Below are 19,423 nucleotides of genomic sequence, written 5' to 3'. Positions count from 1 at the left end.
GACATTGGTCCCGTCGGTCAGGTGGTGTGTCGGCTCAGTTGGAGCGCGAGGCCATCTCCAGCAACTCGTTGCGCACGTTCTGCGGCCGGGTGGAGATCTGGGAGAACAGCTGGCGGGTCTCGCGACGCTCGCGCCGCGTGGGGCGGGTGGCGCGGGTGGCGTCGACGTCGGAGGGGCGGCGGGACAGGGTGATGCGCGGCATCTGCGATTCCTTGAGCAGGGTGTGAACACAACGAGAGCGTCAGCAGCGGCACCGGCGCCAGACGCTCACCTCGAGAACGGACTGCCAGTTCAGGAGATTCCCAGAAACGCCGTGATGAGGCCAGAGTCACACCCGAAGCGCCGCTCCGATAGCGTCCTGGGCATGGCTGACGTGATGCTCCTGCACAATCCTCGCTGTTCGACCTCGCGCGCTGCCCTCGAGCAGGTCGAAGCGGTTGGCATCGACGCTGACGTGGTCCGTTATCTGACCACGCCGCTGAACGCGGACCAGCTCCACGACCTCATCCGCAAGCTGGAGGACCCGGCCACCGACCTGGTGCGGCGGGACGCGACCTTTGCCGCCCTCGCTCTCACCGACGACGATGTCGCCACCGCAGATCAGGTGGTGGCCGTGTTGACCGAGCACCCCAAACTGATGCAACGACCGGTGCTGGTCAGGGGCGACCGGGCGATCATCGGCCGCCCCAAGGATCGGGTGCCCGCCTTTCTGGCCGACTGATGCGCGCTGGCACCTCGTCGTGCTGGCGCCATCACACCGACCTCGGCGGGGTCAGGCCCCCTGGCTCGCTTCCCGTTCGAGGCGAGCGGCACGTGCTGCTGCCACCTTGGCTGCGCGCTTGGTGCGCAACTTGTGGTGCGGGTTGCGGGTCTGGTCGAGCTGGGCCGGGCCGAAGACGTGGTAGATGAAGTAGCTCACCTGCCACCAGAATCGATACCACAAGGACAGCCCCTCGTTCTTGCCCGTTCCCGCCATGACGTCTCCAAATTCTTCTGCACACTAATCATTTGTCCACTAACTATTGGTAGACTACCGGTCATGACGCACACGACACAAACAGGCCTGGATCCGGACGCCGCCCTCGCCCTCGAGGAACAGGTCTGCTTCGCCCTCTCGGTCGCCGCCCGCAACGTCGTGGCGATCTACAAGCCGATCCTGGAGCCGCTCGGTCTGACGCACCCGCAGTATCTGGTGATGCTGGCTATGTGGCAGCACGAGCCCGTCTCTGTGCGAGAGCTCAGCACGCTGCTGCACCTGGACCCGGCGACGCTCTCCCCGCTGCTCAAGCGACTTGAGGCCAACGGGCTCCTGCGACGCGAGCGCAACGCCGACGACGAGCGAGCCCTGGCGGTGACCCTCACAGACCAGGGGCGGGCCCTGCGGTCGCGGGCGCTGGGCGTGCCACCGGCCGTGATGTCGAGGCTCGACATGGAGCTCGCAGACCTGATCACCTTGCGCGAGAGCCTGCACCGGGTGATCACCGCGACCCGGGTTGCCCCGGTCGAGGCGCAGGACTCTCAGGCATGAGCCGCGTGGCGGTCGTTCAGGCCGGCTCAGTGCCCTTCGACACCGCGGCGACCGTCACCAAGGTTGTCGCGCAGATCGAGGAAGCCGCCGCCGGTGGCGCGGAGCTGGTCGTCTTCCCCGAGGCCTATCTGGGGACCTATCCCAAGGGGTTGACCTTTGGCAGCCCGGTCGGGACCCGGACCGAGGCTGGGCGCGATGAGTATCTGCGCTATGCCCGCGCAGCGGTCACCCTCGATGGCCCCGAGCTCGCGCAGATCGCCGAGACCGCTTCTGCGGCAGGCGTCTTCGTCGTCCTTGGCCTGATCGAGCGGGCTGGCGCGACGCTGTATTGCACGGTCGCGATGATCGACGCGGAGCTGGGACTGGTCGGACATCACCGCAAGCTCATGCCGACCGCTGCCGAGCGCCTCATCTGGGGCCAGGGCGACGGCTCGACCCTCCCGGTGGTCGACTCCCCCGCCGGCCGCGTCGGAGCCGTCATCTGCTGGGAGAACTACATGCCGCTGCTGCGCACGACCATGTATGCCCAGGGCATCGACATCTACTGTGCCCCAACGGTCGACGACCGAGACGCGTGGCAGCACACGATGGCGCACATCGCCCTCGAGGGGCGCTGCTTCGTGCTGGCCTCCTGCCAGTTCATCCGCCTCTCGGACTATCCGGACGACTATGCCTCGGCGATCGACCCTGCCAACGACCAACTGATCCGCGGAGGCAGCGTGATCATCGACCCGCTCGGCCACGTGCTGGCCGGCCCGCTGTATGGCGAGGAAGGGATCCTGTATGCCGAGGTGGACCTGGGCCAGCGCACCCGCTCCCACCTCGATCTCGATGTCGTCGGCCACTATGCCCGTCCCGACGTGTTTGGACTCCACGTCGATGACCGTCCGAAGCGGCCCGTCACGTTTGCGTCGAGCACCGAGGCCAGGGACTAACTCAGCACCGGCTCAGGCCGCACGCTCCAGCCGCTCGAGCAGGTGTGCCGCCACCAACTCGGCCGCATCGTCGACGCCGCGATAGCCCGGGAAGTCGTTGACGTCGACGACCACCGGACCGTGCTCGGAGACCAGCACGTCGACCCCGAGGAAGTCCAGGTCGAGTCGCTCGCGCACCGCCCTGGCGAGGGTGACCAGCGACGTGTCCGGGGTGAAGACCGCGCCCTCCGTGGTGTGCCCCACGGCCAGCGGTGAGGGCTTGAGCAGGCCCCGGACCTGATCACCGACCAGATAGAGCTTGTGGTCGAACTCGCCGGCCATCACGTAGTCCTGGACGAGGAAGGGTGGCTCGAGACCACGATCGATCCGCAACTCGTCCGCCGTGCCGACCACGATGGACTGGCCTCGCCCCGGGCCACCAGCCGACTTCACGACGCAGCGCCGCTCCCCCGCTGCCGCGGCGACCTCGGGCCAGGAGTCCACCACCGTGGTGGCCGGGACCGGGAGCCCCTCCAGCGCCCGGAGCATGGCGACCCGGTCCACCAGACCCAGCACCCCGGCATACGAGTTGATCAGTGCCGCACCGGCAACGTGCAGGTCGGCGACCGACTCCATCGCCGCCGCGTTGAGCCCACGCTGCACCACCAGGTCCGCCGAGGCCACGACGTCATGATCGATCGTCTCGTCGTGGGGCAGGTGCACCGAGGTGTCCACGCCGGCACCGGCCAGTCGGTCGAAGACCTCGGGAAAGATCGTCGAGACCTTGGGCGCCTTGCCCAGCAGGAATGCCACGTGCGACATGGCCGAAGCCTAGCGAGTCGCCCTTGATGCAGGTCAAGGTGCCGGCACCGCGATCTGCGTAGAACAGGAGGACAAGGAGGAAACCCATGACCACGACCATCCGCCCGCACTCCCACCAGTTGTTCGTCGACCTCACCTCGCCCTGGGCCTACCTGGCTCACCTGCGCCTGGATGAGGCACCACACGACCTGCCCTGGGCCGCCATCCAGACGCCCACCGCCATCCCCCGCACGGGTCTGCGCGGCTCGGGGCCCGACCGGGACCGGCTGCGCGAGGAGCTCGCAGCCGCTCGGGCGGCCGCCGTGGACGGCGAGGAACTGCCCAACGACGTGCCGTCCGTCCTGCCGCACCCCCGCACTGTCGCGGCGGCGTATGCCGAGGCTGACGACCTGGGCGTCGGCTCGGCTGCACGTGAGGTGTTGTTGACAGCCCTCTGGGTCGACGGGTGCGACATCGGTGACCCCGAGGTGCTGCGCCGGATCCTGCCCCCGGTGATCGTCACGGAGGACACTCTGTGCACCGGCGACCCACGCCTCGAGTGGGGCTACTGCGTCTCCGCCGCTCGCGAGCCCCTCACCAACGCGGCCTATCACCAGCTGGAGCGCTGGCAGGGCTCCTGGACCGAGCTGGGTCGCCCGGGTCCGCTGGCTGTCGTCGACGCCTCCGGCGCCGTGCACTGCGGCGCGGCTGCACTCACCGTGTGAGAAAAACCAGTGGCTGCACTCACCGTGTGAGAAAAGCCAGTGGTCGACTACCGAGGCACCAGGCCGCGCCGCTCCCTAGCGTCGGAGGCGCCGGCGGGGAGGCTGCCGGTCGCACCACGGGAACGACGAAGAGGGAGATCATGACCATCACAACACCGCGCACGATGACGGACCAGGAGCGCATGGCACTGGTGGACCACCACGCTGCCGTCGAGTTCGCGCAGGACTGGGACGCTGCCTGGGACACGCTCGACGAGGAGGGGTCCTACGACTACTTCCCCCTGGGGATCCGCGTCAGCGGACGAGAGAATCTGCAGGAGCACTGGCGACGGCTGTTTGCCGTCCCGGAACTGAAGGACATCGCGGAGACCACGCTGAGCCGCTTCATCCGCGGCGAGGACGTCGTGCTCGTGACGCAGGCACCGGTGCGCTTCCCGGACGGGCAGGTGAGGATGTCGGTGAGCACCGCGCTGTTCACCTTCCGCGGCGACAAGGTGCTCCGCGAGAGCGTCTTCGCCGACGACATCCTGCAGCCCCTGATCGAACGCATCCTCGACGAGGAGTTCCGCTCCCGGCCAGGGGTCAGCGCCATCCCGACGTTCTGAGGCGCCTCGATCAGCCGGGGTAGGTCAGCTCGCGGGCACGGATCAGGTTCGACACCGTGTCATTGACCGGGGTCGGGACTCCGTGCTTGCGCCCCTCGGTCACCACAGCCCCATTGATCGCGTCCACCTCGCCGGGACGCTGGGCCATCGCATCCAGGAGCATCGACGGGCGCGCCCTGGGGATCTTGGAGCCGAGGGAGCGGATGTGCTCGATGGGGTCGCCGACATCGAGGGTGATGCCCTTGGCTCGGGCGACGGCGATCGCCTCCTGAGCACACCCACGTGCCACCTGCCAGGCGGGCTCATGCTTCATGACCCCGCCGATCGTCAGGCCAGTCAGTGTCGTTGCGCCAGAGAAGGTCACGTTCATAATGAACTTCTCCCACACCATCTGGTCGACGTCCTCAAAGGTCCGGACCGTGAAGCCCGCAGACCGCCACACCTGCGCGCCGCGCTCGAGATCCTCAGCCGGCAACTCGGCATACGATCCGAATCGGATCATCTCCATGCCGTTGTGGTGCACCGTCCCCGGCTCCGGGCACGAGGCACCGAAGCCGCCCACCACACCCACCGCCAGGCGCTCGCTGCCCAGGACGGCCGCGATCCGCTCCGGTGACCCCAGACCGTTCTGGATGCCCTGGACGACCGTTGTCGGACCGATGAGGTGCCGAGCCGACTCGGCCGCGGCCTCCGCATCCAGCGCCTTGGTCGCGATGATCACCAGATCGGCGACGGCGAGCCCGTCGGTGGTGGTGGACACCGACGCGAGCCGCACGGTCCGGTCACCGCTGAACCCGTGGACGCGGAGCCCGTCACGCTGGATCGCCTCGACATGGTCGGGCCACTTGCACACACCGTGCACCTCGTGGCCAGCGTCCTGCATGAGGGCGGCATAGACCGATCCCATTGCGCCCATCCCGACGATGATGACTCGCGCCATGCTCACCTCTCCTGATCGACCGTCCGCCCCTGCGTGGTCCAGCCTCCCCAACAAGGGATCAGTGGTGCCGCTCCGCCACGGTGGCCTGTTGCGTCGAAGGATGGGTGGTGGACCACTCGTCCTCCCAGCTGATGACTGGCGGCGGGGTCGGCTGCAGCACCAGGGGGGCACGGGACGAGATTTTCACGTGCCCCATCCTACGTCCCAGCGGACACTCTCGTCACACCCGAGCAGCGCTGAGGCGCACGACTCCCAGAACAGCAGAAAAGGTCAGCGCCCCTTCGAAGGGGTGCTGACCTGGTGCTGCGTTGGTGGGCGATACTGGGATCGAACCAGTGACCTCTTCCGTGTCAGGGAAGCGCGCTACCGCTGCGCCAATCGCCCAAAACTAGGTGGAACTGTTGCGAGGTGGAGACGGGATTTGAACCCGTGTAGACGGCTTTGCAGGCCGTTGCCTCGCCTCTCGGCCACTCCACCGTGAGGCATTTTGGTGGTTGCCTCCGAGCGGACGACCGGGTTCGAACCGGCGACCTCAACCTTGGCAAGGTTGCGCTCTACCAACTGAGCTACGTCCGCATCTTCCCTCGGGTGTTCCCCTCAGGCGTCACGGAACATTATCTGACGTCTGGCCCACTCACCAAATCCCGCGTGTCAGGAGTGACTCTTGGGACCCTCCCGGCGGGGCAGACGCTCCGGATCGTCACGGTCCTCGATGTGCGACAGGGGCTGGGCCGGCTCGCTGGAACGCTGGTCCCACCACTCCCCCGCACGCTCGATCGGCCCCCGATAATCATCGGTCGGCCAGAGCCTGCGGATGGACGCATTGGTGGCGGCACCGATCAGGATCGCGAGAGCCACCAGGAAGAACCACGTCAGCACGACGATGGGGGCGGCCAGCGGACCGAAGATCGTCGTGCCACCGACCGCGACGGACGCCCAGGCCCGCAACCCCAGGGAGCTGAGCACCCAGATGACCGCCGCCACGACCGCTCCTGGGAAGTCCCGATAGAAGGCGGTCTTCTCCTTCGGGGCGTAGTGATAGAGCCCCGTCAGCCCGACGAGGGCCAGACCACCGACCACGAGCCAGTAGGCGCTCACCAACGGATCCAGCTGGTCCGGCAACCACTCCCGCAGCAGCCCCGGCCCGATGATCGCCAGGGGCACCAGAATGCCGGCCAGCAGGATCCCGCCGACATACAGCCCCAGCGACATCGCCCGCGACCCCACGATGCTGCGCTCCCCGCTCTGGGCATACATGATCTGCACCGCGTCCATGAAGACGTGCAGCGCGCGGGAGCCGGACCACAAGCTGATCAGGAAGCCGATGGACAGCAGGTCCGCACGCCCACCGGCCAGCGTGTCCTCGACGGTCGGCACGATGATCTCGCTGACCACCTCGGGGGTCAGGAACTGTGCGCTGAGCCGCTCGATGGCGCCCGTCACGTTGGCCACGGCCTGGGCGTCGAAGTTGCTGCCGAAGAAGCCGACCCCAGCGATGAGTCCGAGCAGCAGCGGCGGCAGGCACAGCAGCATGAAGAAGGCTGCCTCGGCGGACAGGCCGGTCACGCGATAGCGGAAACAGAGCCGGAAGATCTCGACGACCAGCCGCGCCAGGGGCAGCGCCCCGGGCACGGGGGCAAGGACCTTCCAGACCCTGCGGCGCACCGTCACTCCCCCACGGTATGCCGCTTCGCCGGGTCTGTGAGGCAGGGTGCGGGTTCGGTGGGGCGCGCCGGGAGTCACTCTGGAGCGACGGGGAGAGCCAGCCCCACGGCATACTGGACAATGGCGTGGCCGACACTGTGGTCTGCCCGCACCTCCCCCTGCAGAAAGACCTTGATGGACATCTGGCCCGGCAAGCCCTACCCGCTGGGTGCCACCTACGACGGCACCGGCGTCAACTTCGCGATCTTCTCCGAGGTCGCGACCGGGGTCGACCTCTGCCTGATCGACGACGAGGGCGCCGAGACCCGCGTCCCGCTCACCGAGGTGGACGCCTATGTCTGGCACGGCTATCTGCCGCAGGTGGAGCCCGGCCAGCGCTACGGCTTCCGCATCCACGGCCCGCACGACCCCGACGCCGGCCACCGCTGCAACCCGGCCAAATTGCTGCTCGACCCGTATGCCCGCGCCTTCGACGGTCACGTCTCCGGGGAGCAGCCGGTCTTCTCCTACGACTTCGACGACCCCGACTCGCTGAATGAGGACGACTCGCTCGGGCACAACCTGCTCTCGGTCGTGGTCAACCCGTTCTTCGACTGGGCGCACGACCGCCCGCCGCGCCACGAATACCACGACAGCGTGATCTACGAGACGCACGTCAAGGGCCTGACGATGCAGCACCCAGGCATCCCGGAGGAGATCCGCGGCACCTATGCCGCCCTGGGGCACCCGGCGATCATCGACCACCTGACCAGCCTCGGGGTCACCGCGGTCGAGTTGCTGCCGGTCCACCAGTTCGTCCAGGAGCGCACCTTGCTCGACCAGGGGTTGACCAACTACTGGGGCTACAACACCATCGGGTTCCTGGCACCCCACAACGGGTATGCCGCCCACGGCACCCAGGGGCAGCAGGTCACCGAGTTCAAGACCATGGTCAAGGCCCTGCACCTGGCCGGCATCGAGGTCATCCTCGACGTGGTCTACAACCACACAGCCGAGGGCAACCACCTGGGCCCGACGATCGCCTTCCGCGGCATCGACAACAAGAGTTACTACCGGCTCGTTGATGAGGACCAGGCGCACTACTACGACACCACCGGCACCGGCAACAGCCTGCTCATGCGCAGCCCACACGTGCTGCAGATGATCATGGACTCCCTGCGCTACTGGGTCACCGAGATGCACGTCGACGGCTTCCGGTTCGACCTCGCGGCCACCCTGGCCCGCCAGTTCCACGAGGTCGACAAGCTGTCTGCCTTCTTCGACATCATCCAGCAGGACCCGGTGATCTCCCAGGTCAAGTTGATCGCCGAGCCATGGGACCTGGGCGCCGGCGGTTATCAGGTGGGCAACTTCCCGCCGTTGTGGACGGAGTGGAACGGCAAATACCGCGACACCGTCCGCGACTACTGGCGCGGCGTGCCCTCGACCCTGGGTGAGTTCGCCTCCCGGATCACCGGCTCCTCGGACCTGTATGCACACAGTGGCCGGTGGCCGATCGCCTCGATCAACTTCGTGACCGCCCACGACGGCTTCACGCTGGCTGACCTGGTGTCCTACAACGAGAAGCACAACGAGGCCAATGGCGAGGATGGCAACGACGGGGAGAACCACAACCGCTCCTGGAACTGCGGAGTGGAGGGTCCCACCGACGACCCGGAGATCAACGCCCTGCGCCTGAAGCAGCAGAAGAACTTCCTGGCGACGCTGCTGCTGAGCCAGGGCGTGCCGATGATCGCCCACGGTGATGAGCTCGGCCGCACACAACTGGGCAACAACAACGTCTATGCCCAGGACAACGAGCTGTCATGGGTCGACTGGGGCCTGGAGCCCCAGGAGCAGGAGCTGCTCGACTTCACCTCCGCCCTGATCGCGCTGCGCAAGGACCACCCGGTCTTTCGACGCCGCCGCTTCTTCGCCGGGGACGCCGAGCACGGCGGCCAGAGCGAGCTCGGCGACATCGTCTGGTATGCCCCCCAGGGCCTGATCATGGACGACGACGCCTGGCAGTCGCACTTCGCCCGCTCGATCATGGTCTTCCTCAACGGTGAGGCGATCGCCGCCCCCGACGAGCGTGGGCAGCCGGTCACCGATGAGCACTTCCTGCTGCTCTTCAACGCCCACCACGAGGTGGTCGACTTCACGCTGCCCGAGGGCATCGACGCCACGTCCTGGACAGTCGTCATCGACACGACCGGCAGGACTCACGACGAGGACTGGCAGACCGCCCAGACCTACTCGGTGCCCGCGCAGTCGGTGATCGTGCTGACCGGCACCCCGCAGCCCGGTCTGAACTGACCGGCCTGACGCGCCGGCTCGAGCTGAGTCAGCGCGTCGTCTTCTTCAGGCGCTTCTGCTCCTTTGTGACGTCGAAGTCAGCCGGCGGCCACTCCAGGTCCAGGGCCGCCAAGTGCTCACGAAGGAGTTGCTGGACGGCCAATCGGGCATACCACTTCCGGTCGGCGGGCACGACAAACCAGGGCGCGTGCTCGGTGGAGGTCTTGTCCATGATGTCCTGATAGGCCTGCATATAGGCATCCCACTGCAGGCGCGTGTCGATGTCGCCGGGGTTGTACTTCCAAAACTTGTCCGGGCGCTCCAGACGCTCGGCCAGGCGCTCCCCCTGCTCCTCGTGGGAGATATGCAGCATCACCTTGATGAGCGTCGTGTCGTCGTCGACCAGCGACTGCTCGAACTCGTTGATCGTGGAATAGCGCCGGGCCCACACCGCGGGCTCCACCAACTCCTCGACCCGCACGATCAGCACGTCCTCATAGTGTGAGCGGTCGAAGACCCCGATCATCCCGGCCTCGGGCAGTGCCTTGCGGATGCGCCACAGGAACGGGTGATCGAGCTCCTCCTGGGTCGGCGACTTGAAGGCGGTGATCTCGGTGCCCTGCGGGTCCACGGCGCCCACCACGTGGCGCATGATGCCGCCCTTGCCGGCGGTGTCCAGCCCCTGGATGAGCAGCAGGACCTTCTGGGTGCCACCGCTCTGCCCGTTGGCATAGAGGCGCTCCTGCAGGTCGTCGATCTCGTCATCAGCATCGGCCAGCGCCTCCTCACCGTCCGACTTGTCCCCGTCGAAGGCCGGTGTCGCCCTCGGGTCCAGGTCACTGAGCAGGAATCCCTCCCCCACGCGCAGTGCGTCGCTGAACGGCGTGCCGGCTGACTTCTTCGACTTCTTCTGGCCCATCGCGCCATCCTTGCACCAGATGGGCCACCATGTCAGTCATGGTGAACATGTCGGGTGCCCCTCAGTCCGTGGATGAGCTGCTCGAGGCGTATGCCGTGGGGCCGGCTCCCGTGGTCCGCGCCAACTTCGTCACCACCCTGGATGGTCACGCCACCGGCGGTGACGGGAAGTCCGGGTCGATCAACTCGACGGCCGACAAACAGGTCTTCGATCTGTTGCGCGCCTTGGCCGATGTGGTGGTCGTGGGAGCTGGCACGATCCGGGCCGAGGGCTATGGCAGGTTGCGCACCGAGGACCCGGCGATGCTGGAGCTGCGCCGCGCGGCAGGGAGGCCCGATCACCCTGTGCTCGCGGTGGTCACGGCGTCTGGTGACCTGCCGGAGAAGGTGGTTGAGCCTGACCCGGAGGCTGGCGAGTTGCTCGCGCTGTGCGCTGCTGCGGTGGCCGACGAGTTGGCCGATCGCCTGGGTGCAGACGCCGTGATCCCTTGCGGCGCAGACACGGTCGAGGCCAGCGTCGCCATCGAGGCGCTGCACGCCCGAGGCCTGCAGCAGGTCCTCACCGAGGGTGGCCCGCACCTGCTGGGGACCTGGCTGCAGGCTGGCGTGGTCGACGAGCTGTGTCTGACCGTGCGGCCGATCATTGCCGGTGGCACAGGCCCCCGCATCGTGGAGGCGCCGATCGGCGCCGGGTTGCTGGCCAGCTTCGACCTGCGCCACGCTCTGGCCATGGAGGGCGACCTGATGCTGCGTTACGTCGCGAGACGGTCGGAGACCTAGGAGCGGCGCACGATCACGGCCCAGGCCGTTGCGGCCACCAGGATCTCCGCGAACAGCAGCAGGGCGAGCACCATCGACACGTCGGCACCGAGCCCGATGGCCACGGCAGCGGCACCGGTCAACGGGACGGCGCTGATGCCGAGGACCGCCAGCGCATGGGTCAGCACGGCGTCGTCGCGCTCATCCCCCTGCTGGGTGAACGCACGCTCGAACGTCGTCGCCCCGTCCGGGTCCCGGGTCACCCGCCAGGCGACCACCGCGACCGCGAGCACCCCGACGCCGGCACCACCCAGGAAACCGGTGCCCATGTTGCCCGGCCCGTGCTCACGCAGCAGCAGACCCACCACGACCACCACGCCTAGGAGCACCATCGTGGCCAAGAGCGCGATCGCCTTCTGGCGTCCGGTCATCTCAGTTGTCGACATGGAAGATCTCCTCAACGGTGCGGTGGAAGTGCCGGGCGATGGCGATCGCCAGCGGCAGGGACGGGTCGTAGCGACCGGTCTCGATCGAGTTCACGGTCTGCCGCGACACGCTCAGTGCCTCACCCAGCTCACGTTGCGACAGGCTGGCGGCAAGCCGCAGGGCGCGCACGTCGTTGTCCATCATGCACCCCTGATGTCTAGCGTCCTTGACATGTCAAAGGTACTTGGCAGCGATGGCCATGTCAAGCGACCTTTACCTGCAGGTGCAATCTGTCACGGTGAGCCACCAGGATCGGCGCTCCGACAGAACCTCTTCTGGGGCAGACGGTCGGAATCGGCCCGGGACGACAAGACACCTCACCGCCCAGGCGAACCCGGGCAGGGGCAGTGATCGCCGATAACAAATCAGCCCGCATGCTCCGGTTCATCAAGACTGACACCGACGGCCTATCTCTCGACGAGGCGTCCGCAGCGGCTAAATAACCTCAAACACAGCAGCGCTAGGAAGTAGACCACGTAACCGACTCATGTCACACGAGGGGTCCTGACTCGTGCCATTTCGCTGGATTGCCTGGCGCGGCTGACGTAGTTGCCAGTAAGGACTTTGTGGCCGGAGACGGCGATACACTAAATAGACTGAATAGGGTCCACTCAGGGTGGTGCGCAAGGTTCGGAGCATCTCCGAAAGACGTCACGTCCACCACGTGGTGCGTTACGAATCAGGATTTTGTGGACAGACCTCCTGAATCGCGGCAAAATCGACGTCAGGTATTTCTAAGGTAGGATCCCAATATTCTGGACTTCCCGTCTCAGCCACAGCCAGCCAAGACTCCAAGCTTGGCGGGTCAGTAATCTCCAATCCTTGATCCTCCAGACACGGCTTTAGGTCATCCACGAAGTAGTTATACAACTCTTCATATTGTTCACGACCGTCTGCTAAGAATTCCTCCGCCAATGGATAACTTGCGAAGCACGTGTAAAAGGCTCCATTCATCGCCTCCTCCTGCTCGGGAAGGTCCTCATATTGCAAGCCCCCATTACTGACCTTCGTCTCTGGCCACCCACCTTCCTGCATGCATTCGGCGACCAGTTCAAGCTGCTCGTCAGGACCAACGATGCGCACGACAGCAACCGAAGGCGGGTCCTCGATCTGATACATCTGTGCTATTTGCCCCAAGTATGCCTCATGCATCTCAGGCGACAGGTCCCCAGCCGATACGGAAGGATCGTCACCTGAGCAGGCCGCTAGGGCAATGCCAGTCATGCCCACAAGCACTCCGATATGACGGAAACGCACACGAACATCCTTTCAAATGGGTGACCAGAGCCAGCTGTGGGACCGAGTTGAAAACTCGGCCCCACAGGACGACTCATCGGCAATACGGATACGTCTCACCCTGGTCCAACACTATTGAAGCGTGTGCAGACCAATGACCCAGTTTGAAGACGGTGGCGGTCTCGGTATGCCAGTTGCTGCTATATCCGCTGAGCCACGTAGTGCCTGCCCCCGGTGCTGTCAGTGTGAGGTAGCCTTTTCCACGCGCCCGCGTTGCGGCTGCATTCGATGAGCAGCCGGAGATACTTCCCTCCTCCCAGCGGATGACGTTAGGCGCTACATCCGATGCAGCTACCGACGCGACCTGCTGAGCGTCGGCCGCAAATTCAACCGACTGAGCAGGTGCTGCGACGGCGGCTACTCCGAAGGCCGATACCGCAGCCACGCTAGCCAAGAAGCGTTTCAAAATCTGACTCCTCCTCTTTGGAGGCCCCGTGTGGCCCCCCCGTAAGCGCACATTAACACTCAATGGCGACTGGCAGGTAACAGTCACATAACGATCGGCAGAGGCTGACGAAGAGCCCGTTGTCTCGTTGGTCGCGCCCACATAGTCTTCGCGCCAGCTGTGAACACACGGAAGAGTCGCTGAGGGCATCAGTAACGAACATCCAGGTCATGGCGTGCGGAGGAGCGAGGACGGGTCGTTGGTGACGGCGCTGACGATGTCGGCATGGAGAGCGAGATCGCGGTGCCGGTGGTGAAACTGCCACTGCGGGATAGCAGCGAAGCGCTCGGAGGCCCACAGGCCGCCTAGCAGCGCCAACGCGCCGAGGACACCCAGAAGTAGGATGCGCCCGAAGGTGCCCAACTCGGCAGTGGCTGAGTTGATCACCATCACATACAACGAGTCCGAGATCGCCTCGGGGTCGGTGTCGCGGCAGCGTTACACACTGGCCTAGGTCATTGTGGATATCCAGTTCGCGGCGATCGGCCTCGCGATAGTCGCTGCCTTCGCCCTGATCGCTCGCCTTGCCGACTCACGGTCATGCCATAGCCGGCGCGGCGCGTCCGACGACACCCCCTACCGGGCATATGAAGGCACGCTACTGCCGCTGGCCGCGGGCGGTTCGTGCCGAGGCTGGGTCTCTTGCAATGCCTCGGTCGCCGCACGGCACCGGCGGCCCCGCGGCCGTGCGCACGAGCCCAACTCCTGATGGGCTAAGAGGCTCCATAGAGCACGTCGCTCGGCGGACGTGCAGGACAGCGGACCAGCCACTCATTGGGGTAGTCGATGCGCCCGTCGCTGACCGCCTGCTTCACTTGGCCAGTGATGTCACCTATCCAGTCCTGGTGTGGATCGGCGAGGTAGGCCTCAAGGCTCGGCAGTTCACCGAGGTGGATCCCGAGCGCTTCCACGCATGGGCGGAACTCATCCCGGGTGTGTTCATAGACCATCCGGTGCTGCTCCTGCGTGAGCTCCGTGGTGTAGACCTCGGCGACCGGATACTGCTCGCCGCAGATGTAGTCCGCGAGGTTGTAGGCCTCCTCCTGCTCTGGCGTGAAGGGACCGACCTCGATGGTGCCGTCCGGGTGCAGCGTCGGGCTCCAGCCTGCTTCCTCGAGGCACGAGGCCATCACCTGTGGGGATTCCTCGGGAGTTGTCTCACGCACGACCGCCACCTCGGGAGGGTCCATGATCCCCAGGGCCTCCGCGCGGTCCTCGACCTGCACCTGATTCTTTGGGCCGCTCGGTGCCTCAGGCGCAGCGGAGCGGTCGTCCGCACTGGCGCATCCGGTCAGCGCACCGAGAGCTAGCCCGACCACGAGCACTCCGGTCGACCGGCTCGTCTTCTGACGACAGTGACTCATGGGGTGCGCAGGACTCGGACGGGGTCGCGGGTGGCGGCGTAGAGGGCGGGGAGGATGGCGCTGGCGATGGCGGCCAGGAGGGCGAGAATGGCGGTGCCGGTGGTGAACTCCCAGGGCGGCAGGGCGGCGAACCGGTCGGCGACCCAGAGTCCGGCGGCGGTGCCGATCCCGGCACCGAGCAGGGCCGGGAGCAGGGTGCGGGCGATGACCATGGCCACGATCGTGCCACGGGTGGCGCCGAGGGCGCGGCGTCGGCCGAGGTCCTTGCGGCGCACGAGCACATCGGACAGGACCACGATGGCCACCAGCAGGGCCCCGGCACCGAGGACGCCGAAGAGCAGGGTGCGACCGAAGGTGCCCAGGTCGGCGGCGACCTCGGCCTGGAGCTCGGCCAGGGCCACGGGCGAGTCGACCGAGACCGAGTCAAAGTCCGGGGGTGCGACCAGCCCGAGGACCGCCGACTGCGCCGCGGACGCGACGCTGGAGTCAGTGACCACGACATACAGCGAGTCCGAGACCACCCCGGGTTCCGCCGCGATCACCAGGCCAGCGGCGTACTGCCCGAACGGTTCACGCGGCTCGAAGGCCCCGACGACGGAGTAGTCACCGACCTGGGTGGAGGAGGCCAACTGGACCCCACCGACAGGGTGGTCCATTCCCAGGGCGGCCTGGGCCTGCGCGGAGACCAGGGCCTCACCGGGTCCGGGCCAACGACCCGCGGTGAGGGTCAGCACCTCGGACAGGTCACCGTCGATCGTCCAGGCCGGCACACGGGTGCCGCCCTGGCCCACGACTAGGTTGACGACGTCGACGGGGATCTGCACGCCCACGGCCCGCTCGGTGACCGACAGGCCGTGGGTCTGCTGGACCACGGCCGGGCTGATCAACTCACCGCCACGGGTGTCGGTCACGACCAGCACCCGAGACCCAGCGGCATCGAGCCGGTCGGCGACCTGCTGCTCGGCGGCCGCGGTGCGCCCCACGGTGGCCAGGGTCGTTGCGCACATGATCGCCACCAGCATGGCCACCAGCGCTGTGGGCACCTTGTTCGCCCACGCCGTGGAGGCTGCCTCGCGCAGCAGCGAGGTGAATCTCATAGGGCGAGCACCTCGTCGGCGTGCTCCAGCACGAACGGGTCGTGGGTCGCGATCACCACGGTGCGCCCCGAGCCCTCTGCGCCGTCGCGGCCGTGGCTGGTCGCCTGTGTCAGCGCGGCCAGCACCCCCTCAGCGTTGCCGCGGTCCAGGTTGCCGGTCGGCTCATCAGCCAACACCACCGAGGGGTCAGTGACCAGCGCGCGACACACCGCCACGCGCTGCGCCTGACCACCCGAGATCTCCCCCGGCTTGTGATCGGCCCGGGCCGACACGCCCATCTGCTCCAGCAACTCCCGGCCCCGGTGACGGGCACGGCGAGGCGACCACCCGGCATACAGCGCCGGCTCGATCACCGAGTCCAGCACGATCCGCGAGGGGTCGAGTGCGGCGTCCTGGAAGACGAACCCGATCTGTGCCGCGCGCACCCGCGAGCGGGTCGTGTCGGAGGCGCGGCTGACATGGTCGTCGCCGAGCAGCACCTCACCCCGGGTCGGGGTCAGCATCAGCCCCAGGACATACAACAACGTTGACTTGCCCCGCCCGGACGGTCCGGTGACCGCGGTGACCCTGCCCGGGGTGAACTCGTGGGTCAGCCCGTCGAAGAGCTCCTCCCCGCCCCGGGTGTAGGCAAAGGACAGCCCGGTCACCGCGAGCACGTCAGCCCTCCGTCGGCGCGGGCGACTCGCCCGTCCCGCCATCATCGCCCGTGCCCGGGGCCTCAGGCGCCGGCCCGGGTGCCGTGGCGGCGCCGGCGAGGGCCTGCACCCGCGTGCCAACGTCAATGCCCTCGACGATCGCGATGCCACCGCCGGACCCAGCGACCGTCACCTCGGTCTCGCCAGACTCCGTGATGACGTATGCCGACCCGTCGGCCCGGGTGTGCACCGCCGCAGCCGGGACCGCCGTCCCGGAGATCTCGGGCACGATCACCACCTCCGACCGAAGCGTCACCTGCGCGTCGCCGGGCAACGTCTCACACGCATCACCGCACACCGGCCCACCATCAGGAGCGGTCAACGTGAACTCGGTGTTGCCGAACTCGTCCTGCTCGGACCCGGCGATCACGGCCTGCCAGACCTGCTCCTGCCAGGTGACCTCCACGGTTGCCTCGGCCGGGATCATCCGCGCCTGGTCCTGCGTGACGACCAGCACGAAGTGCTGCTCCCCTGTCGGGGCCAGCACCGCCTCCTCACCCCCGCCCAGGGTGGCCCCACGCACGATCGACTCCCCGAGCTGGACCACGGTGGGGAGCCGGTCGACGGCAACGAGTTCGCCCAGCGGGATCGTGCCGGTCTGCTGCTGGCCCAGTTCCTTCTGCCACGCCTTGACCGCACGCTCGGTGCGCCACCCGAAGTCACCATCGGCGCTGCCCTCCAGATGGCCGAGGTCGATCAGCGCCTGTTGCAACTGCGCCACATCTTCGCCCGTCAGCTTGCGCGCCAGGTCCCGATAGAACGGCACCTCCCCCTCCACCACCCGCACCGGTGTGCCCGCCACGTCATAGATCGTGGACCCCTGCTCCACCTCACCGGCAGAAGCGCTCAACACCACCCCGGGCAACGCATTCGACGCCACGGTCCGCGCCGGCTGCCGCAACGTCGTCGACAGCGGCAGTGACCGGCCAACACTGGAGGTCGTCGCCTCCGCCCATACCACCTCCGGCGCCGCAGTCTCCTTGGCCTGGGCCTGCGGCTCCAACGTCGCACGGGCAGCCCACCAACCACCACCAGCAGCGACCGCGAGCGTCACCAGACACACCACCGCGACCAGCAGACTCCGACCTCGACGCCGTGTCGCCATGCTCAACCCACCCCATCAACGCTGAAGGACTCGTGCACCCTTGATACCCCACGGACGGCTCTCCTGTGGGACGCCCGTCCACGGTGTGACCTGATTGTGATCCGGGAGAGGATGGGCCGCGGGAGGGCCCGACACCGGTCGTCACACTGGACAACAACGCAGCCCTTGATGAACGAGCCCGCGAACTCGGCATCGAGGATCCAGTCCGAGCAGGCCAACCTGGCGCTCTACATCTGTCAGGGCGAACACCCGATAGGGTGCGCCGCCGCGTTGCCACCGTCTCGCTCCGCACGAGCCTTGGCGCACCAGTTGCCCAGCGTGCCTCGTTGACGCCCAACTCCCGGGCCACCTGCGCGACCGACTTCCCGGTCTCGGTGACCAGTCGCACGGCACCGCCTTGAAGTCCTCATCGAACTTCCGATACTGCCTCGTTGCCATCGCCGCTCATCTCCTCGAAGGCGATGTCTCTAAGATACGAGGGGAAGCCCACCTGTCGGAGCCTCGCGACCAAAGGATCGCTAGAACCGTGACCCGATCGTGACCGTGCCACCGCCCTTCATCACCGCTCGGATGCCGCGCCGTAGAAGACGTCCGTGGGCGGCAAGGGTGGGCACACCGATTCCATCTGATCGCGCTGAGACTCTGGGACCAACGTCAGGTATTCACTGGGCCACCAGGTTCTCTCAGGCGTGAAGAACGTGCTGATGAAATTCTCTCGGCTCGGCTGTTGCGTTCGATTCACCGCAATTCCATGCGTCTCCATACAGGGGATAAAATACTGGTCCCAATAATCGTACACGAGTCCGATCTGCTCCTCCGTCCAGTCTTGCGAATAGTCCGGGTCGGGAGTGAACCGTGCATTGCACGTATACCAGGCCAAGTCCCATGCCGACATCTGATCAGCCGGAGGCACGCCCCTAGGATAACTAATGCTCCCAGCATCAACCTCGACCGGGAACCCAGACTGACTCATGCAATCCGACATCGCCTGGTCCCACTCTGCGTTCGGCTCCACCCAGCGCTGCAGTTCCACCGCGGGGGCTGGCCCACCCAGATCATCAGCGAGGCTCGCGAGGTAATTCTCGCGCCATGCCTCGCGCTCGGCATCGCTTAGCGCTTCGATCGTGATCGAGACGGTCGGTTTCCACTCCTTGGGGTCCCATTGTTCGGGCATCCGCTCCTCGCCTGCCCGCGTTGAGCGCGCCCCATCTTCAGTCGAACGCTCAGGAGAGCCTTCCAGTGCTTCCTGACGTGGGTCTCGATCCTGTGACTCACACCCTGCTAACGCAGCGCCCATGCAAACAATCAGAAGGGTTACCAGCAATCCGACCGAGCGATTCTGCTGACACAAGCCAGGCACAGGCCCGAGAGTTCTTTCGATTCTCACGATGTCGCGCAGAAGGCGAACGTACCGGCCTTGTCGAGCCAAACAGACTCAGCGCTCCACGAACCCGACGCGTAGGGCGAATAGCCGTAGCCAGTATACTGGGTCGCCTTACTATAGAAGGTCACCCCCCGAACCTTGAGTGTCATCGTCGTCAGACTCTGCTGCTTCCCGAACACCGCGACTGGGTTTGCGGAATTGCATGTCGCCGAGCCGGTCTCAGTGCCCGCCATGGCGGGCATCGTGGCTGGACCAAAAAAGAGCGCGACAACGATGGCCGCTGGAGCCAATTTCTTCCACATGATCGGATCCTCCCAAGTTCCTACGGGAAGGCCTCCTGTCTGCCCCCCAAGGATGCTCATAGCGTAGCCAGAGTAGGAATAAAGTCAAGAGGCCGAAACCGGCTCATCCCAATCGAGGGT

At 66.5% G+C, this 19,423-nt stretch carries 24 protein-coding genes and 3 tRNA genes; 7 read left to right on the top strand and 20 right to left on the bottom strand.

Annotated elements, in window-relative coordinates; genetic code table 11:
* Positions 1-34: 34 nt before the first annotated feature.
* Positions 35-202 (bottom strand): hypothetical protein, encoded by a 168-nt coding sequence (locus NF556_RS09745; RefSeq protein ID WP_252595434.1) that lies wholly within the window; start codon positions 200-202, stop codon positions 35-37.
* Positions 203-364: 162 nt separating this feature from the next.
* On the opposite strand from NF556_RS09745, the gene NF556_RS09740 reads away from it, so the two are divergent.
* Positions 365-721 (top strand): ArsC/Spx/MgsR family protein, encoded by a 357-nt coding sequence (locus tag NF556_RS09740; RefSeq protein WP_252595433.1) that lies wholly within the window; start codon positions 365-367, stop codon positions 719-721.
* 51 nt (positions 722-772) lie between these two features.
* Here NF556_RS09740 and NF556_RS09735 read toward each other — a convergent pair whose 3' ends face one another.
* Positions 773-976 (bottom strand): hypothetical protein, encoded by a 204-nt coding sequence (locus NF556_RS09735; protein ID WP_252595432.1) that lies wholly within the window; start codon positions 974-976, stop codon positions 773-775.
* Between the two features lie 63 nt (positions 977-1,039).
* Between NF556_RS09735 and NF556_RS09730 the strand changes: the two genes are divergently transcribed.
* Together NF556_RS09730 and NF556_RS09725 are read left to right on the top strand one after the other, a co-directional pair.
* On the top strand, positions 1,040-1,528 hold the full coding sequence (locus tag NF556_RS09730; RefSeq protein ID WP_252595431.1) for a MarR family winged helix-turn-helix transcriptional regulator: 489 nt from the start codon (positions 1,040-1,042) through the stop codon (positions 1,526-1,528).
* The gene (locus tag NF556_RS09725; protein ID WP_252595430.1) at positions 1,525-2,463 is read left to right on the top strand and encodes a carbon-nitrogen hydrolase family protein; all 939 of its coding nucleotides are present in this window, start codon (positions 1,525-1,527) and stop codon (positions 2,461-2,463) included. Before NF556_RS09730 ends, NF556_RS09725 begins: the two co-directional genes overlap by 4 nt.
* Positions 2,464-2,475: 12 nt before the next feature.
* On the opposite strand, the gene NF556_RS09720 is transcribed toward NF556_RS09725, so the two are convergent.
* On the bottom strand, positions 2,476-3,264 hold the full coding sequence (locus NF556_RS09720; protein WP_252595429.1) for an ATP-grasp domain-containing protein: 789 nt from the start codon (positions 3,262-3,264) through the stop codon (positions 2,476-2,478).
* An 86-nt stretch (positions 3,265-3,350) separates the two neighbouring features.
* Here NF556_RS09720 and NF556_RS09715 point away from each other — a divergent pair, with 86 nt between their 5' ends.
* Entirely contained in the window at positions 3,351-3,968 is a 618-nt protein-coding gene (locus NF556_RS09715) for a thioredoxin domain-containing protein (RefSeq protein WP_252595428.1), read from the top strand.
* A 140-nt stretch (positions 3,969-4,108) separates the two neighbouring features.
* Positions 4,109-4,573, top strand: a complete 465-nt coding sequence (locus NF556_RS09710) for a nuclear transport factor 2-like protein (protein ID WP_252595427.1) — start codon at positions 4,109-4,111, stop codon at positions 4,571-4,573.
* A gap of 10 nt (positions 4,574-4,583) precedes the next feature.
* Here NF556_RS09710 and NF556_RS09705 read toward each other — a convergent pair whose 3' ends face one another.
* From NF556_RS09705 to NF556_RS09685, 6 genes are all read right to left on the bottom strand, one after another.
* A complete protein-coding gene (locus NF556_RS09705) occupies positions 4,584-5,513 on the bottom strand; it encodes a ketopantoate reductase family protein (RefSeq protein ID WP_252595426.1) in 930 nt (309 codons plus the stop codon).
* Between the two features lie 58 nt (positions 5,514-5,571).
* Positions 5,572-5,700, bottom strand: a complete 129-nt coding sequence (locus tag NF556_RS21380) for a hypothetical protein (RefSeq protein WP_289781784.1) — start codon at positions 5,698-5,700, stop codon at positions 5,572-5,574.
* A 122-nt stretch (positions 5,701-5,822) separates the two neighbouring features.
* Positions 5,823-5,897, bottom strand: a tRNA-Val gene (locus tag NF556_RS09700).
* Between the two features lie 22 nt (positions 5,898-5,919).
* Positions 5,920-5,990: transfer RNA gene (locus NF556_RS09695), tRNA-Cys, on the bottom strand.
* A gap of 26 nt (positions 5,991-6,016) precedes the next feature.
* Positions 6,017-6,089 (bottom strand) — tRNA-Gly (locus NF556_RS09690).
* A 75-nt stretch (positions 6,090-6,164) separates the two neighbouring features.
* Positions 6,165-7,178, bottom strand: coding sequence for a YihY/virulence factor BrkB family protein (locus NF556_RS09685; protein ID WP_252595425.1), 1,014 nt, complete (start codon positions 7,176-7,178; stop codon positions 6,165-6,167).
* A gap of 174 nt (positions 7,179-7,352) precedes the next feature.
* Between NF556_RS09685 and glgX the strand changes: the two genes are divergently transcribed.
* Positions 7,353-9,473: a glycogen debranching protein GlgX gene (gene glgX / locus NF556_RS09680; protein ID WP_252595424.1), complete on the top strand. Its 2,121-nt coding sequence runs from the start codon at positions 7,353-7,355 to the stop codon at positions 9,471-9,473.
* 28 nt (positions 9,474-9,501) lie between these two features.
* Here the strand turns inward: glgX and NF556_RS09675 are convergent, their stop codons facing one another.
* Positions 9,502-10,371: a PPK2 family polyphosphate kinase gene (locus tag NF556_RS09675; protein WP_252595423.1), complete on the bottom strand. Its 870-nt coding sequence runs from the start codon at positions 10,369-10,371 to the stop codon at positions 9,502-9,504.
* A gap of 38 nt (positions 10,372-10,409) precedes the next feature.
* Here NF556_RS09675 and NF556_RS09670 point away from each other — a divergent pair, with 38 nt between their 5' ends.
* Positions 10,410-11,150, top strand: a complete 741-nt coding sequence (locus NF556_RS09670; protein ID WP_252595422.1) for a dihydrofolate reductase family protein — start codon at positions 10,410-10,412, stop codon at positions 11,148-11,150.
* On the opposite strand, the gene NF556_RS09665 is transcribed toward NF556_RS09670, so the two are convergent.
* The 10 genes from NF556_RS09665 to NF556_RS09620 all read right to left on the bottom strand — a co-directional run bounded on the left by NF556_RS09665 (position 11,147) and on the right by NF556_RS09620 (position 19,303).
* Positions 11,147-11,575 (bottom strand): hypothetical protein, encoded by a 429-nt coding sequence (locus NF556_RS09665; protein ID WP_252595421.1) that lies wholly within the window; start codon positions 11,573-11,575, stop codon positions 11,147-11,149. The genes NF556_RS09670 and NF556_RS09665 overlap by 4 nt on opposite strands.
* Positions 11,562-11,756, bottom strand: a complete 195-nt coding sequence (locus tag NF556_RS09660; protein WP_252595768.1) for a helix-turn-helix transcriptional regulator — start codon at positions 11,754-11,756, stop codon at positions 11,562-11,564. Before NF556_RS09660 ends, NF556_RS09665 begins: the two co-directional genes overlap by 14 nt.
* 531 nt (positions 11,757-12,287) lie before the next feature.
* A complete protein-coding gene (locus NF556_RS09655) occupies positions 12,288-12,734 on the bottom strand; it encodes a hypothetical protein (RefSeq protein ID WP_252595420.1) in 447 nt (148 codons plus the stop codon).
* 790 nt (positions 12,735-13,524) lie between these two features.
* A complete protein-coding gene (locus tag NF556_RS09650) occupies positions 13,525-13,743 on the bottom strand; it encodes a hypothetical protein (protein WP_252595419.1) in 219 nt (72 codons plus the stop codon).
* 326 nt (positions 13,744-14,069) lie between these two features.
* The gene (locus NF556_RS09645; protein WP_252595418.1) at positions 14,070-14,675 is read right to left on the bottom strand and encodes a hypothetical protein; all 606 of its coding nucleotides are present in this window, start codon (positions 14,673-14,675) and stop codon (positions 14,070-14,072) included.
* 41 nt (positions 14,676-14,716) lie between these two features.
* Positions 14,717-15,817, bottom strand: a complete 1,101-nt coding sequence (locus NF556_RS09640) for an ABC transporter permease (RefSeq protein WP_252595417.1) — start codon at positions 15,815-15,817, stop codon at positions 14,717-14,719.
* Positions 15,814-16,473, bottom strand: a complete 660-nt coding sequence (locus NF556_RS09635) for an ABC transporter ATP-binding protein (protein WP_252595416.1) — start codon at positions 16,471-16,473, stop codon at positions 15,814-15,816. Before NF556_RS09635 ends, NF556_RS09640 begins: the two co-directional genes overlap by 4 nt.
* Position 16,474: 1 nt before the next feature.
* The gene (locus NF556_RS09630; protein ID WP_252595415.1) at positions 16,475-17,617 is read right to left on the bottom strand and encodes a peptidoglycan-binding domain-containing protein; all 1,143 of its coding nucleotides are present in this window, start codon (positions 17,615-17,617) and stop codon (positions 16,475-16,477) included.
* Between the two features lie 559 nt (positions 17,618-18,176).
* A complete protein-coding gene (locus tag NF556_RS09625) occupies positions 18,177-18,791 on the bottom strand; it encodes a hypothetical protein (protein WP_252595414.1) in 615 nt (204 codons plus the stop codon).
* Positions 18,792-19,000: 209 nt separating this feature from the next.
* Positions 19,001-19,303 carry a hypothetical protein gene (locus NF556_RS09620; RefSeq protein WP_252595413.1) on the bottom strand — a complete coding sequence of 101 codons (303 nt, stop codon included), beginning with the start codon at positions 19,301-19,303 and terminating at the stop codon, positions 19,001-19,003.
* Positions 19,304-19,423: the final 120 nt, after the last annotated feature.

Origin of the sequence: Ornithinimicrobium faecis (assembly GCF_023923225.1) — a bacterium.
GTDB lineage: Bacteria > Actinomycetota > Actinomycetes > Actinomycetales > Dermatophilaceae > Ornithinicoccus > Ornithinicoccus faecis.
This window is presented reverse-complemented; position numbering and strand designations above follow the sequence as displayed.

Bases quoted from the DNA above. Each gene is read 5' to 3' on its own strand.
- NF556_RS09745 (WP_252595434.1), bottom strand. From the start codon at position 202: ATGCCGCGCATCACCCTGTCCCGCCGCCCCTCCGACGTCGACGCCACC.
- NF556_RS09740 (WP_252595433.1), top strand. From the start codon at position 365: ATGGCTGACGTGATGCTCCTGCACAATCCTCGCTGTTCGACCTCGCGC.
- NF556_RS09735 (WP_252595432.1), bottom strand. From the start codon at position 976: ATGGCGGGAACGGGCAAGAACGAGGGGCTGTCCTTGTGGTATCGATTC.
- NF556_RS09730 (WP_252595431.1), top strand. From the start codon at position 1,040: ATGACGCACACGACACAAACAGGCCTGGATCCGGACGCCGCCCTCGCC.
- NF556_RS09725 (WP_252595430.1), top strand. From the start codon at position 1,525: ATGAGCCGCGTGGCGGTCGTTCAGGCCGGCTCAGTGCCCTTCGACACC.
- NF556_RS09720 (WP_252595429.1), bottom strand. From the start codon at position 3,264: ATGTCGCACGTGGCATTCCTGCTGGGCAAGGCGCCCAAGGTCTCGACG.
- NF556_RS09715 (WP_252595428.1), top strand. From the start codon at position 3,351: ATGACCACGACCATCCGCCCGCACTCCCACCAGTTGTTCGTCGACCTC.
- NF556_RS09710 (WP_252595427.1), top strand. From the start codon at position 4,109: ATGACCATCACAACACCGCGCACGATGACGGACCAGGAGCGCATGGCA.
- NF556_RS09705 (WP_252595426.1), bottom strand. From the start codon at position 5,513: ATGGCGCGAGTCATCATCGTCGGGATGGGCGCAATGGGATCGGTCTAT.
- glgX (WP_252595424.1), top strand. From the start codon at position 7,353: ATGGACATCTGGCCCGGCAAGCCCTACCCGCTGGGTGCCACCTACGAC.
- NF556_RS09675 (WP_252595423.1), bottom strand. From the start codon at position 10,371: ATGGGCCAGAAGAAGTCGAAGAAGTCAGCCGGCACGCCGTTCAGCGAC.
- NF556_RS09670 (WP_252595422.1), top strand. From the start codon at position 10,410: ATGGTGAACATGTCGGGTGCCCCTCAGTCCGTGGATGAGCTGCTCGAG.
- NF556_RS09665 (WP_252595421.1), bottom strand. From the start codon at position 11,575: ATGTCGACAACTGAGATGACCGGACGCCAGAAGGCGATCGCGCTCTTG.
- NF556_RS09660 (WP_252595768.1), bottom strand. From the start codon at position 11,756: ATGGACAACGACGTGCGCGCCCTGCGGCTTGCCGCCAGCCTGTCGCAA.
- NF556_RS09655 (WP_252595420.1), bottom strand. From the start codon at position 12,734: ATGTATCAGATCGAGGACCCGCCTTCGGTTGCTGTCGTGCGCATCGTT.
- NF556_RS09640 (WP_252595417.1), bottom strand. From the start codon at position 15,817: ATGAGATTCACCTCGCTGCTGCGCGAGGCAGCCTCCACGGCGTGGGCG.
- NF556_RS09630 (WP_252595415.1), bottom strand. From the start codon at position 17,617: ATGGCGACACGGCGTCGAGGTCGGAGTCTGCTGGTCGCGGTGGTGTGT.
- NF556_RS09625 (WP_252595414.1), bottom strand. From the start codon at position 18,791: ATGCCCGAACAATGGGACCCCAAGGAGTGGAAACCGACCGTCTCGATC.
- NF556_RS09620 (WP_252595413.1), bottom strand. From the start codon at position 19,303: ATGTGGAAGAAATTGGCTCCAGCGGCCATCGTTGTCGCGCTCTTTTTT.